This is a genomic window from Bradyrhizobium sp. USDA 4369, from assembly GCF_054056435.1.
This window is the reverse complement of the sequence record NZ_JBSRYH010000001.1, coordinates 1,633,995-1,646,531: the sequence shown is the minus strand read 5'-3', so window position 1 is coordinate 1,646,531 and position 12,537 is coordinate 1,633,995. Positions and strand designations below refer to the sequence as shown.

At 66.2% G+C, this 12,537-nt stretch carries 14 protein-coding genes; 9 read left to right on the top strand and 5 right to left on the bottom strand.

All coding sequences use genetic code 11. From position 1 onward, the window contains the following. Window positions 1-20 precede the first annotated feature (20 nt). The 5 genes from ACVIJ6_RS07535 (at window position 21) to ACVIJ6_RS07515 (ending at window position 3,533) form a co-directional block, all read left to right on the top strand. Window positions 21-878, top strand: coding sequence for a cytochrome c oxidase subunit 3 (locus ACVIJ6_RS07535; protein WP_456772175.1), 858 nt, complete (start codon window positions 21-23; stop codon window positions 876-878). Window positions 879-1,151: 273 nt separating this feature from the next. After that, a complete protein-coding gene (locus ACVIJ6_RS07530) occupies window positions 1,152-1,541 on the top strand; it encodes a DUF983 domain-containing protein (protein WP_456772174.1) in 390 nt (129 codons plus the stop codon). 325 nt (window positions 1,542-1,866) lie between these two features. Then, the gene (locus ACVIJ6_RS07525) at window positions 1,867-2,625 is read left to right on the top strand and encodes an SURF1 family protein (protein WP_456772173.1); all 759 of its coding nucleotides are present in this window, start codon (window positions 1,867-1,869) and stop codon (window positions 2,623-2,625) included. 82 nt (window positions 2,626-2,707) lie between these two features. Further along, window positions 2,708-3,175 carry a MerR family transcriptional regulator gene (locus ACVIJ6_RS07520; RefSeq protein WP_456772172.1) on the top strand — a complete coding sequence of 156 codons (468 nt, stop codon included), beginning with the start codon at window positions 2,708-2,710 and terminating at the stop codon, window positions 3,173-3,175. Next, window positions 3,072-3,533: a carboxymuconolactone decarboxylase family protein gene (locus tag ACVIJ6_RS07515; protein WP_456772171.1), complete on the top strand. Its 462-nt coding sequence runs from the start codon at window positions 3,072-3,074 to the stop codon at window positions 3,531-3,533. Before ACVIJ6_RS07520 ends, ACVIJ6_RS07515 begins: the two co-directional genes overlap by 104 nt. Before the next feature lie 87 nt (window positions 3,534-3,620). Here ACVIJ6_RS07515 and ACVIJ6_RS07510 read toward each other — a convergent pair whose 3' ends face one another. Continuing rightward, the gene (locus ACVIJ6_RS07510; RefSeq protein ID WP_456772170.1) at window positions 3,621-4,454 is read right to left on the bottom strand and encodes a PhzF family phenazine biosynthesis protein; all 834 of its coding nucleotides are present in this window, start codon (window positions 4,452-4,454) and stop codon (window positions 3,621-3,623) included. A 1,589-nt stretch (window positions 4,455-6,043) separates the two neighbouring features. Between ACVIJ6_RS07510 and thrC the strand changes: the two genes are divergently transcribed. The 4 genes from thrC to ACVIJ6_RS07490 all read left to right on the top strand — a co-directional run bounded on the left by thrC (window position 6,044) and on the right by ACVIJ6_RS07490 (window position 10,248). Then, window positions 6,044-7,459, top strand: coding sequence for a threonine synthase (thrC, locus tag ACVIJ6_RS07505; RefSeq protein ID WP_456772169.1), 1,416 nt, complete (start codon window positions 6,044-6,046; stop codon window positions 7,457-7,459). Beyond that, window positions 7,459-8,748: a M16 family metallopeptidase gene (locus ACVIJ6_RS07500; RefSeq protein WP_456776922.1), complete on the top strand. Its 1,290-nt coding sequence runs from the start codon at window positions 7,459-7,461 to the stop codon at window positions 8,746-8,748. Before thrC ends, ACVIJ6_RS07500 begins: the two co-directional genes overlap by 1 nt. A gap of 101 nt (window positions 8,749-8,849) precedes the next feature. Then, window positions 8,850-9,437, top strand: coding sequence for a GNAT family N-acetyltransferase (locus tag ACVIJ6_RS07495; RefSeq protein WP_012041154.1), 588 nt, complete (start codon window positions 8,850-8,852; stop codon window positions 9,435-9,437). Between the two features lie 193 nt (window positions 9,438-9,630). After that, window positions 9,631-10,248 carry a hypothetical protein gene (locus tag ACVIJ6_RS07490; RefSeq protein ID WP_456776921.1) on the top strand — a complete coding sequence of 206 codons (618 nt, stop codon included), beginning with the start codon at window positions 9,631-9,633 and terminating at the stop codon, window positions 10,246-10,248. Between the two features lie 144 nt (window positions 10,249-10,392). Here ACVIJ6_RS07490 and ACVIJ6_RS07485 read toward each other — a convergent pair whose 3' ends face one another. The 4 genes from ACVIJ6_RS07485 to ACVIJ6_RS07470 are packed head-to-tail and all read right to left on the bottom strand — an operon-like array spanning window position 10,393 to window position 12,484. Next, a complete protein-coding gene (locus tag ACVIJ6_RS07485; protein WP_456772168.1) occupies window positions 10,393-10,884 on the bottom strand; it encodes a F0F1 ATP synthase subunit B family protein in 492 nt (163 codons plus the stop codon). Continuing rightward, entirely contained in the window at window positions 10,884-11,444 is a 561-nt protein-coding gene (locus ACVIJ6_RS07480) for a F0F1 ATP synthase subunit B family protein (RefSeq protein ID WP_456772167.1), read from the bottom strand. Before ACVIJ6_RS07480 ends, ACVIJ6_RS07485 begins: the two co-directional genes overlap by 1 nt. A gap of 28 nt (window positions 11,445-11,472) precedes the next feature. Next, entirely contained in the window at window positions 11,473-11,700 is a 228-nt protein-coding gene (locus ACVIJ6_RS07475) for a F0F1 ATP synthase subunit C (RefSeq protein ID WP_006615622.1), read from the bottom strand. 40 nt (window positions 11,701-11,740) lie between these two features. Beyond that, window positions 11,741-12,484 carry a F0F1 ATP synthase subunit A gene (locus ACVIJ6_RS07470; protein WP_456772166.1) on the bottom strand — a complete coding sequence of 248 codons (744 nt, stop codon included), beginning with the start codon at window positions 12,482-12,484 and terminating at the stop codon, window positions 11,741-11,743. Window positions 12,485-12,537: the final 53 nt, after the last annotated feature.

Below are 12,537 nucleotides of genomic sequence, written 5' to 3'. Positions count from 1 at the left end.
GATCTGGGGAGAGACTTGACATGGCTGAGGCGCACGCCAAGCACCACGACTACCACCTCGTCGATCCGAGCCCTTGGCCGTTCGTCGGCTCGGTCTCGGCCTTCATCATGGCCTTCGGCGCGATCGCCTGGATGCACAAGATGTTCTCCGGCGCGCCGATCGTATTCGGCATCGGCACCATCGGCGTGCTGTACACGATGGCGAGCTGGTGGGGCGATGTCATCAAGGAAGCCCAGTACAAAGGCGACCACACCCGCGTCGTGCAGCTGCATCACCGCTACGGCATGATCCTGTTCATCGCCTCGGAGGTGATGTTCTTCGTGGCCTGGTTCTGGGCCTATTTCAACTCGGCGCTGTATCCGGGCTATGAGGTGCAGGCAACCCGCGATGCTCTTTTCGGTGGCGTCTGGCCGCCCAAGGGCATCGAGACCTTCGATCCCTGGCACCTGCCGCTGCTCAACACGCTGATCCTGCTGACCTCGGGCACGACCGTGACCTGGGCCCACCATGCGCTGCTTGAGGGCGACCGCAAGGGCCTGAAATACGGCCTGATCCTGACCGTGCTGCTCGGCGCGACCTTCACCTGCGTGCAGGCCTATGAGTACAGCCATGCGACGTTCTCGTTCGCCGGCCACATCTACGGCGCCACCTTCTTCATGGCGACCGGCTTCCATGGCTTCCACGTCCTGGTCGGCACCATCTTCCTGCTGGTCTGTCTGATCCGTGCCTATGCTGGCCACTTCACGCCCAAGCAGCATCTCGGCTTCGAGTTCGCTGCCTGGTACTGGCACTTCGTCGACGTGGTCTGGCTGTTCCTGTTCGTATGCATCTATGTCTGGGGCCACGGCGCCGAGACCATGGCGCACGGCGCGCATTGAGGCCGGCAAGAAGTTCGGTCACCATGCCAAGGAAAGGGCGGCCGATGGGTCGCCCTTTTTCGTTTCGAGCGTGCTCCGGGAACGGGACAACCGGTTTCCGAGGGATCACGCCGGAGCACAGAGATAAATTCATGATGTATGTCCGTGGAAACGCATCATGATCCAGCGCGGCGCGCTCATTGATCCAAATGTGATCCGAGACCGCCGCCTTCGGTTGTATCACGAGGGGGCGTCGCGTCCGGCAGCCCAGATCGAGACCAGGGGCAAGACATCATGATCACCCATCCGCCCGTCACCCTGACCCAGACCATTCTGCGCGGGCTCGCCTGCCGCTGTCCGCGCTGCGGCCAGGGCAAGCTGTTCGACGGCTTCCTCACTCTGCGCAAGCGTTGCGAGGCCTGCGATCTCGATTACGCCTTCATCGACACCGGCGACGGCCCCGCGATCTTCATCATGATGCTCGCCGGCGCGATCGTGGTCGGCGCCGCCCTGGTGGTCGAGGTGAAGTATCAGCCGCCGTTCTGGGTCCATGCCGCGCTGTGGGGCCCGCTGATCCTGGTCACCACCCTGCTGCCGCTGCGCGCCATGAAGTCGCTGCTGATCGCGCTGCAGTTCCACCACAAGGCCGCCCCCGGCCGGCTGGTGGACAAGACGCCGCGATGAGGTGTCGGACATCCGCGGACGCTCGCCCCGGTTTTGAAGCGCTGCTCGGGTCTCGCCGTGGCGGTCCGTTTCTTGCGACGCCGGCCAGGCCACGGACCACGCTTGAATGGGATCGAAGCCATCGCTGCCAACACGCTGCGCTCCCTCCCCCCTTGTGGGGGAGGGCTGGGGAGGGGAGCCCCAGCGGCAGTCTTTGTGGGGCCACCCCCAACCCCTCCCCGCAAGGGGGAGGGGGGCGCGCCGTCTGCTTGGCAAAGTCAGGGGGCTCCCTCACGCGCGTCGACGCATTTGGCTTCAAGCAGGCGCGCAGCGTCGGACTCACCTCATGACCTCCACCCGCTCCACCACCTCGCTCCGCGCCTTTGCCGCCTTCACCCTCGTGATGGTCGCGCTGTTCATCGGCCTCGGCATCTGGCAGTTGCAGCGCCGCGCCGCCAAGCATGCGCTGATCGCCGCGCTCACCGACCGCGTCATTGCGGCGCCCGCGCCGCTGTCGCCACAAAGCGACTGGCGCAGCTTGACGCCGGAGCGCGACGAATTCCGCCGCGTCAGCTTCACAGCGACCTACGCCAAACTCCCTGACGCCATGGTCTACAGCGCCGGCTCGGCCGTGCGCGAGGACGTCTCCGGTCCCGGCACCTGGGCGTTTCTCCCGGCCCGTCTGCCCTCCGGCGAGATGGTCGTGATCGATGCCGGCTTCGTTGCCAACACGATGCAGGAGCGCAGCATTCAGGACCGCCAGGTCGCAAAGCTCGTCACCGGCGAGCCGGTCACGCTGACCGGCTATCTGCGCTTTCCCGAAGCTGCCGGCTGGCTGACCACCGCCGAAAGTCGCGACAAGCGCCTCTGGTTCACCCGCGACCACCTCGCCATGGCCAAGACGCTGGGCTGGGGCGAGGTCGCGCCGTTCTACGTCGATCTCGAAACGCCGGTGCCCGACAACGGCCTCCCCAAGCCCGGCCCGCTGTCGCCGCATCTGCGCGACGAGCACATGCAATATGCTTTGACCTGGTTCTCGCTCGCCGCGGCGCTGATCGCAGCCTTCGCCGTGTGGGCGAGGGGGCGGCGCATCGCGAACCGGTGATGTCGTCGTCCGAAACGGGCCTTGACTTAGAGTGCGCTCGAACCCGTAGCCTTCCTGGCGTCGTGAATGGAGATGGGCGCGGATGAAGATCGGCGAACTGGCTAGGCAGTCGGGGCTGACGCCCCATACCATCCGCTACTATGAGCGGATCGGGCTACTGCCGAGGGCGGATCGTGATCGTCAGCGCCAGCGGGACTATGACGCATCGATCCTGACCTGGATCGAATTCCTCGGCCGTCTCAAGTCGACGGGGATGCCCATCCGGGACATGCTGCGTTACGCCGAGCTGCGCGCGCAGGGCGCCGCTTCCGAGCCGGAACGGCGCCGGCTTCTGGAGCGGCATCGTGAGGCGGTTCGGGCGCGGGTCGCCACCATGCAGGATTGCCTTCTCGTTCTCGACGGCAAGATAGCCGGCTATGCCGGCACGACAGAGAGGACGAACGATCATGACGCAACCCACACCGAGCCGATCCAAGATCACGAGCCCCACGCCCACCGGCGCCGACGGCAAGCAGGACCGGCTGTCGCGCGGCCGGCGCGCGCTCGATAAAATCGACGGCGAGGCTGGCCACAATGTGATCGCTGCGCTCGCCGACATCGCGCCTGATTTCGCGACCTACGTGATCGAGTTTCCGTTCGGCGACATCTATTCGCGGCCCGGCCTCGATCTGCGCAGCCGTGAGATCGCAACCATCGCGGCCCTGACTGCGCTTGGCAATGCCAGCCCGCAGCTCAAGGTGCACATCCATGCGGGTCTCAATGTCGGCCTCAGCCGCGACGAGATCACCGAGGTGATCATGCAGATGGCGGTCTATGCCGGCTTCCCCGCCGCGCTTAACGGCCTGTTCGTGGCCAAGGCTGTGTTCGCCGAGGCCGACGCGAAGGCCGTGGAGGCCGCATCGGTCTGAGCGGTCGCGCGGGAACTCGTAGCCCGCATGAGCGTAGCGACATGCGGGACCGGTGCTGACCCCGCATGTCGCTGTCGCTCATGCGGGCTACGCCTCGATCGACCGCACGCTCCCGGACACAAGGACCGGCGCGCCTGCCGCCCCGTCGAGATCGACCTGCAGACAGCAGCGCACGCCCATGTCTTCGCCCTGCCGGATCACGATCGGTCCATGGACCGGCCATGCGAGTTCGCGCAGATAGTTGGCCAGCGCTGCGGCCGCCGCGCCCGTCGCCGGATCCTCGTAGACGCCGCCGAACGGGAACGGGTTGCGCGCGTGAAACAGCTGCGGCGTCTCGGCGTGGATGAGGTTGAACGTGGCGAAGCGCTCGCGCTGGGCCAGCGCCTGGCCCTGGCCAAACTCGTAGCTCATCGAGCCAAGGTGGCTGCGATCGCGGAGCGCAACAATGGGGTGGTCCATGCCGGCATTCGCAATGACGGGCGGGATGCGTGGATCGAGGTCGCTCTCCGACAGTCCGAACAGCGCGAGGATCTCGTCGCGCACGGCAGCGGCAAAGGCGCGGGTCCGCGTCGGCGGCGACCGGAACGCCGCGCTCCAGTCGGTTGCGGTGGCGCGGCCATCGACGCTGATGCCGGCGTGATTGAGCTGCAACGCGAAGCTGCCGGAGCCGTACTGCTTCGCCAGCGCGGCGCCGAGCGCAATCGTTGCATGGCCGCAGAAATCCACCTCGGCCTGCGGCGCGAAGTAGCGCACCCGCCAGGTGTCGCCGGCAGGTGCCGCGAAGGCCGTCTCCGAATAGCCGATGTCAGCCGCCATCGCCTGCATCGTCGCGGCATCGGGCAGCGTCTCGGAGATGACGACGCCGGCCGGATTGCCGCCGCGTGCTCCGTCGGTGAAGGCTGCGATGTGCTGGATGATCATTCGGTGTCTCACGCTGGATGTGGGCCTGCCAAGGTCTAAGCCTCCGGCGCATGCAAGTGAAGAACGATGCGTTGGAGAGCATGTCGCAGGCGCTCGGCCCGGTGAGGCGCCGTTGCGCCAGAGCAATCGAGGTTTCCTCAGTGGAGGCAGTCTGGATTGCTTCGTCGCTGCGCTCCTCGCAATGACGGTGCGGTGTGAGATGTCGCTCCACACACCAGTGTCGTCCCTGCGAACGCAGGGCCCATACCCCCGATCGATCGCGAGGCGGCAGGCTGGAGCAACGGCGTGCTTGCCACGGAGGTTGGTGGCTATGGATCCCGGGTCGGCGTTCGACAACGCCTACGCGTTGTCGAACGTGCCCGGGACGACACCGAGGTTGGGGATGCGCCGTCGTTCGCATCGCGAGACCATGCCTGCTGTCCTCAGCGTCGGACCTGAGTCGCCCGACGGGCTGTCAGCACCTGCGCCAGCCTGCATCGCAACTAACAAATCCGGCTGTGCCGAAGTGCTTTTTTTGCCAGCCTGTCCAACGCGCTCAGCCGTTCCAGCCGGCCGGGGCGGAAATTCTCTGTTTCATTTTTTCCGAAATCGTGATTGTCTGTCGCCGTCCCGCCTCGTTGCGAGGGGCGTACGCGTCGTCACGGACGTGAGGTGGGATGCGGTGGCCGCGACCGGCTGCGCCAGACGAGCGCGTGTCGGTACGGACATGAAGTGGCAGCGTCCTGACACCCCGATGCTGGTGTTACGTTCGCGACGGCGCCGACGCGCCGCGTGGATCATGGTGGCCAGAAAGCCCGGCGCACCAGGGAGACTGCCTATAAGTGTGAAGACCATCGCGCAGGGAAGGCCGGGTCGCTCCGGCTGAACCTGTGGTTCCTGCCCCGTGCATTCTTGTTCGCACGGGGGCCACGGGCCTCAGTCGAGGTCCGGCCTTCCCTGCGCTCTCCGCATCCGGAGGGAGAATTGACGCAAAGCTCGGGCGCCGATCGCGCCGCGAGGATGCAACTCTGCGCTTTCCGGGACGGAGCTCCCCCCCCCCCCCCCCGGGCCTTGCCGTGATGCGATTGCCTTCGAAGCGCTCGCCCTCTCCGCGTCATTGCGAGGAGCGCGGCGACGAAGCAATCCAGAGTCCCGCCCGCAGCCTGGATTGCTTCCGCCGTCGCCCTTCGGGCGATGGCAGACAAGTCGCTGCGCTCGCAATGACGGAGGAACGACTTATGTTTGCGTTGAGCGGTCTCGAATGCGGCCCGGCTGGAGGCCACCAACACCGACGTCATCCCCGCGCAGGTGGGGATCCAGTACGCCGCGGCGGCGCCGTTGCGCACAGCCATCGCGGCGTACTGGATCGCCCGGTTGGACGGGCGATGACGGCGGAGCTGGGAGGATGGGGCGGAGGAGCCGCACCGGCGCTGCCATCCCATGCCCCGTAACCCCGCCGTAACCCGCCGCCGTGACCATTCCCGTGACAACAACCGGTTTCGCGCGCGGGCCAAAACCATTATGGTGCCGGACCATGTTGCCGCCAGGCAGTTACGATTTCGAGTTCAATCAACGGGTTATGGCCTGATGACGCAGGTCAGGAGAGCGGTTTGACGCGCTATGTTTCGACCCGCGGGGAGGCCCCCGCGCTCACCTTCTGCGATGTGATGCTGACCGGGCTCGCCCGGGACGGCGGCCTCTACGTGCCCGAGACCTGGCCGCAACTGTCGGCCGAGACCATCGCCGGCTTTTTCGGCCGTCCCTATTGGGAGGTTGCGGTCGAGGTCATCAAACCGTTCGTGGCCGGCGAAATCTCCGACGCCGAGCTTGGCCGCATGGCCAACGAGGCCTACGCCACCTTCCGGCATCCCGCGGTGGTCCCGCTCGACCAGATCGCGCCGCATCAGTTCGTGCTGGAGCTGTTCCACGGTCCGACCCTGGCGTTCAAGGACGTCGCGATGCAGCTGATCTCGCGGCTGATGGACCATGTGCTGGCCAAGCGCGGCGAGCGTACCACGATCGTGGTTGCGACCTCGGGCGATACCGGCGGTGCCGCGGTCGATGCCTTCGCCGGCCGCGACAATGCCGATCTCATCGTGCTGTTCCCGCATGGCCGCATCTCCGAGGTGCAGCGGCGGATGATGACGACCTCGGGCGCGGCCAACGTGCATGCGCTGGCGATCGAAGGCCATTTCGACGACTGCCAGGCGATCGTGAAGGGCCTGTTCAATCATCACGGCTTCCGTGATTCGGTGGCGCTGTCCGGCGTCAACTCCATCAATTGGGCGCGCGTCGTTGCCCAGGTGGTCTACTACTTCACCTCGGCGGTCGCCGTCGGCGCGCCGCACCGCGCGGTCGACTTCACCGTGCCGACCGGCAATTTCGGCGACATTTTCGCCGGCTATGTCGCCAAGCGCATGGGCCTGCCGGTGCGCAAGCTCCGCGTTGCCACCAACGTCAACGACATCCTGGCGCGCACGCTTGCGACCGGCATCTACGAGGTGCGCGAGGTGCATGCGACCGCGTCGCCCTCGATGGACATCCAGGTGTCCTCGAATTTCGAGCGGCTGCTGTTCGAGGCCGGAGGCCGCGACGCCGGCGCGGTGCGGCGGCTGATGGAGGGCCTGAAGCAATCCGGCCGCTTCGTGCTGCCCGACGCAATGCTGGCGGCGATCCGCGCCGATTTCGAGGCCGGCCGCGCCGACGAGACCGAGACGGCGGCCGCGATTCGCGCCGCGTTCCGCGAGGCCGGCGATCTCGTCGATCCCCACACGGCGGTCGCGCTGGCCGTGGCCGACCGTGACGGCACCGACACCTCCGTGCCGAACATCGTGCTGTCGACCGCGCATCCGGCCAAATTCCCCGATGCGGTCGAGGCCGCCTGCGGAATGCGGCCGCATCTGCCGGTCTGGCTCGACGGGCTGATGACCAAGCGCGAGGAGATCAGGATCATGCGGAACGATCAGGCCGAGGTGGAGACATTCATCCGTTCGGTCAGCCGGGCCGCCAAGCAGGGAATTGCATGATGGGCGTGGAAGTCACCAAGCTGCCGACCGGGCTCACCGTCGTCACCGATACGATGCCGCATCTGGAAACGGCCGCGCTCGGCGTCTGGGCCGGGGTCGGCGGCCGCGACGAGAAGCCGGACGAGCACGGCATCTCGCATCTGCTCGAGCACATGGCGTTCAAGGGCACGACCACGCGCAGCGCGCGGGAGATCGTTGAGGCGATCGAGGCGGTCGGCGGCGATCTCAATGCCGGCACCTCGACCGAGACCACGGCCTATTATGCGCGCGTGCTGAAGGCCGACGTGCCGCTGGCGCTCGACGTGCTCGCCGACATCCTCGCCAATCCGTCCTTCGTGCCGGAGGAGCTGGAGCGCGAGAAGAGCGTCATCGTGCAGGAGATCGGCGCCGCCCAGGACACGCCTGATGATGTCGTGTTCGAACATCTCAACGAGCTGTGCTTTCCGGATCAGCCGATGGGGCGCTCCTTGCTCGGCACCGCCAAGACGCTGCAGGGGTTCGATCGCGACAAGCTGCATGGCTATCTCGCCACGCATTATCGCGGACCGGACATGGTCGTGGCCGCCGCAGGAGCCGTCGACCATCAGCAGGTGGTCGAGGACGTCACCAGGCGTTTTGCCAGCTTCAATGGCGCCCCGGCGCCGAAGCCGCTGCCCGCCGCGTTCGGCAAAGGCGGCTCGCGGGTCGTGCATCGCGACCTCGAGCAGGCGCATCTGACCTTGGCACTCGAGGGCGTGCCGCAGGCCGATCCCTCGCTGTTCTCGCTGCAGGTGTTCACCAACATCCTCGGCGGCGGCATGTCGTCCCGGCTGTTCCAGGAGGTGCGTGAAAATCGGGGGCTCTGCTACTCCGTGTATACGTTCCACGCGCCCTACAGCGACACCGGCTTTTTCGGCCTCTACACCGGCACCGATCCGGCCGACGCGCCTGAGATGATGGAGGTCGTGGTCGACATCATCGGCAATGCCGTGGAAACGCTGAGCGAGGCCGAAGTGGCCCGCGCCAAGGCGCAGATGAAGGCGGGCCTCTTGATGGCGCTGGAGAGCTGCAGCGCCCGCGCCGAGCAGCTGGCGCGCCATATCCTGGCCTATGGACGGCCGCAGACCTTGCAGGAGATGGTCGACAAGATCGAGGCCGTCAGCGTCGAGAGCACGCGCGACGCGGCCCGTGCGCTGCTCGCACGCAGCAAGCCTGCGGTCGTCGCGCTCGGCAGCGGCAGGGGTCTGGACACGGCGGTGACTTTCGCCGAAGCTCTCACCGGGTCGAAGCCGAAGGCCCAGCTGCATTGAGCACCAGTCCGGACAGGCCGAGCCTCGTGCAGCTCGCCGTGACGTGGTGTGCCGTACCGGCGCTGGGAGTCGGGGGCTGAAGAGCAGGGGGAGCATCACCGATGGCCCTGTTTCGCTTGCCATCCAACGGGCCGGCCGCGCTGGCGCCGCGCGGCAATGGCTTGATGCTGCGCGCGCCGCAAATGGCGGATTACGCGCAATGGGCGCAGCTCCGTGAGCTGAGCCGCGATTACCTGACGCCGTGGGAGCCGATCTGGCCATCCGATGATCTGACGCGGTCCGGCTTCCGCCGCCGGCTGCGCCGCTATGCCGAGGACATCTCGGCCGATCGCTCGTACCCCTTCATCGTGTTCCGCGAGCAGGATGGCGCCATGCTCGGCGGCATCACGCTCGCCAATGTTCGGCGCGGCATCGTCCAGGCGGGCACCATCGGCTATTGGATGGGGCAACCGCATGCGCATCGCGGCTACATGACGGCGGCGCTGCGGCTATTGCTGCCGACGCTGTTCGGCGAACTCAATCTGCACCGGGTCGAGGCCGCCTGCATCCCGACCAATACGCCGTCTATTCGGGTGCTGGAGAAGTGCGGCTTCACCCGCGAGGGGCTGGCGCGCCGCTATCTCTGCATCAACGGGGTCTGGCAGGACCATTATCTCTACGGCCTGCTGCACGAGGATTTCCGCGGCTAGCGAATGTGATCGACAGGGGCGCAGGAGTGGCGGAGGGGGACTGGTTCCGCGCCTTGAAATGGGTATAGACGCCGGAGTGCAGCTGCCGTCCCGCCAGGCTCCCGAGCTTCGCGATGTGGCGTTGGCGGACGAGGCGTTCGAGAGCCGAGGACATCAGACGATGCGACAGACGAGCGTGGTGAGAGTTGGGACATTGGCAGCCGTGCTGCTGGCGATGGGAGCGGCCGGGACCGCCCCGCCGGCGGCAGCCCAATCCCTGACCGACCGCTTCAAGAGCCTGTTTGGTGGCGGCTCCGATGACAAGGAGCAGCAGAATCTGCCCGCGAGCGGCGGGCCGCCGGTTGATCCGACCGAGGGCCTGAGCTGCCCGCCGGTGAGCATCCGCGCCGGTGCCTCGACCTATGCGGTCGCTGCGCCCGGCAAGCAGGCGGTCGGTAACGACGTGCGCTTCCAGGCGTCCATCACCAAGACGGCCCGCGAGTGCAATCTCAATGGTGCCGAGATCGTCGGCAAGATCGGGATCCAGGGCAGGGTCGTGGCCGGTCCGGCCGGCGCGCCTGCGACGGTCGACATCCCGATGCGCATCGCCGTGGTCCAGGGTGGCATCGGCGAGAAGGTGATCGCCACCAAATCCTATCGGACCACCGTCCAGATGACCGGCGACGGCAGCGTCCCGTTCACGATCGTGGCCGAGGACATGATCTATCCGGTGCCGCCGCCTGGCGCCAATGCCGACAATTACGTGTTCTATATCGGGTTCGACCCGCAGGCCCTGACTCCCGAGCGGCCGCACGGCAAGAAGCGGAAGTAAGGCGCGCGTCGGCGCTTGCCGGTGGCGACCGCGATCTTGATTTCCTGCGGCCGAGCACGTGAGTTGGATTTCAAAATCAAAGGGCCGGTGCGCTTGGATCGCACCGGCCCTTCGAGAACGTTGGCTTGATGACGGGATTGCGGCTCAGTTCAGCTTGCGGCCGACTTCGGCGATGCCCTTGGCCACCAGGTCTTCGCCGAGGCTGCCCTTGACCGACTGCGACAGCACGGTCGCGGCGGCCTGGACGGCGGCATCGGCCGCGGCGGACCTCACGTCGGCGAGCGCCTGGGCCTCGGCGAGGGCGATCTTGCTCTCGGCGGCCTTGGTGCGACGGGCGACGAAGTCTTCCATCTTGGCCTTGGCGTCCGCCGCGATGCGTTCGGCTTCCGCCTTGGCGCTGGTGACGATCTCCTCTGCCTCACGTTCGGCACTGGCGCGGCGGGCCTTGTAATCGGCGAGCACCTTGGCCGCCTCTTGCTTGAGCCGCTTGGCCTCCTCCAGCTCGTTCCTGATGCGCTCGGCGCGATTGTCGAGCGCCTTCAGGACGGTGCGGTGGACACCGAGATAGGCGAACAGGCCCATCAGGATCACGAAAGCAATCGCAACCCAGGTCTCCGGATCAGCGAGCAAATGCATCAGGCTGTTCCCTTCAATGATGCATCGACCGCAGCCTCGACCGTCTTGCCCGCAGGGGCCTTGCCGGTGAGCTGCTGCACGATCGCGCTGGCGGCGTCAGCGGCGATGCCACGGACATTGCTCATTGCGGTCGCACGCGTGGTGGCGATGGACTTCTCAGCCGCCGCGAGCTTGGCCGCGAGGCTGTCTTCCAGCGCCTTGCGCTCGGCGTCCGAGGAGGCCGCGAGCTTCTCGCGGGTCTCGGCACCGATCGCCTGGGCGCGGGCGCGGGCTGTCGCCAGCTCGCTTTCATACGCCTTCATCGCGGCTTCGGATTCATCCTTCAGCCGCTGCGCTTCGGCCAGATCGCCGTCGATCGACTTCTGGCGGGCGTCGATGACACCCCCGACCTTCGGCAGCGCCAGACGCGAGACGATCACGTACAGCGCCACGAAGGTGATCACCAGCGAGACGATCTGGGAGGGAAAGGTTTCCTTCTGGAAGGGAGGGAAACCGTGCCCGCCTTCGGCCTCGGTATGGGCGCTCGCCGTGCCCTTGGCCTCGCCATGACTTTCAGCCACGGGCTTCTCCTCTCCGGCTCAGGCCGTCTTAGACGGCGTACAGCAGGAGCAGTGCGATCAGCAGCGAGAAGATGCCGAGCGCTTCGGTCACCGCGAAGCCGAAAATCAGGTTGCCGAACTGGCCCTGGGCGGCGGACGGATTGCGCAGAGCGGCCGACAGGTAGTTGCCGAAGATGATGCCGATGCCGGCACCCGCGCCACCCATGCCGATGCAAGCAATGCCTGCGCCAATGTACTTCGCTGCAACCGGATCCATGAAACGAACTCCTTTGAGGGGTTTGGTAGAGAGGGCCGGATCAGTGGCCCGGATGGATAGCATCGTTGAGATAGATGCAGGTGAGGATCGTGAAGACGTAGGCCTGAAGGAACGCGACCATCAGCTCGAGGCCGGTCAAGGCGACTGTGAGGCCGAGCGGCAGCAGCGCGCCGACCTTGCCGACAAAGCCGAGCGCGCCCAGCATGGTCACGAAGCTCGCGAACACTTTCAGCGTGACGTGGCCGGCCAGCATGTTGGCGAACAGACGGACGCTGTGCGAGATCGGGCGGGAGAAGAACGAGATGATTTCGATCACGACCACCAGCGGCAGGATCACCGCGGGGATACCGGAGGGGACGAACAACTTAAAGAACTTCAGGCCGTTCTTATAGAAGCCGTAGATGATGACCGTCAGGAACACCAGGAGCGCCAGCGAGAAGGTGACGATGATGTGGCTGGAGACGGTGAAGGTGTAGGGGATGATGCCGACGATGTTCGACACGAAGATGAACATGAACAGCGAGAACACCAGCGGGAAGAACGTCATGCCGTGCGAGCCGGCGCTGGTTCTGAGGGTGTTGGCAACGAATTCGTAGGACAGCTCGACCACCGACTGGAACCGGCCCGGGACGAGCGCGCGCCCGGCGGCCAGCATCATGCCGGAGATCAGGACGACCGCGAGCAGCATGTACGCGGTGGAGTTGGTGAAGGCGATCTCCTGATTGCCGATATGGCCGATCGTGAAGATCTTGTTGAGGTGGAATTGATGGATCGGATCGATCATCCGCGTGGCGTCTCAGTTGTTCACCGGCCACGCCGGCGCTTTGCAATTCACTC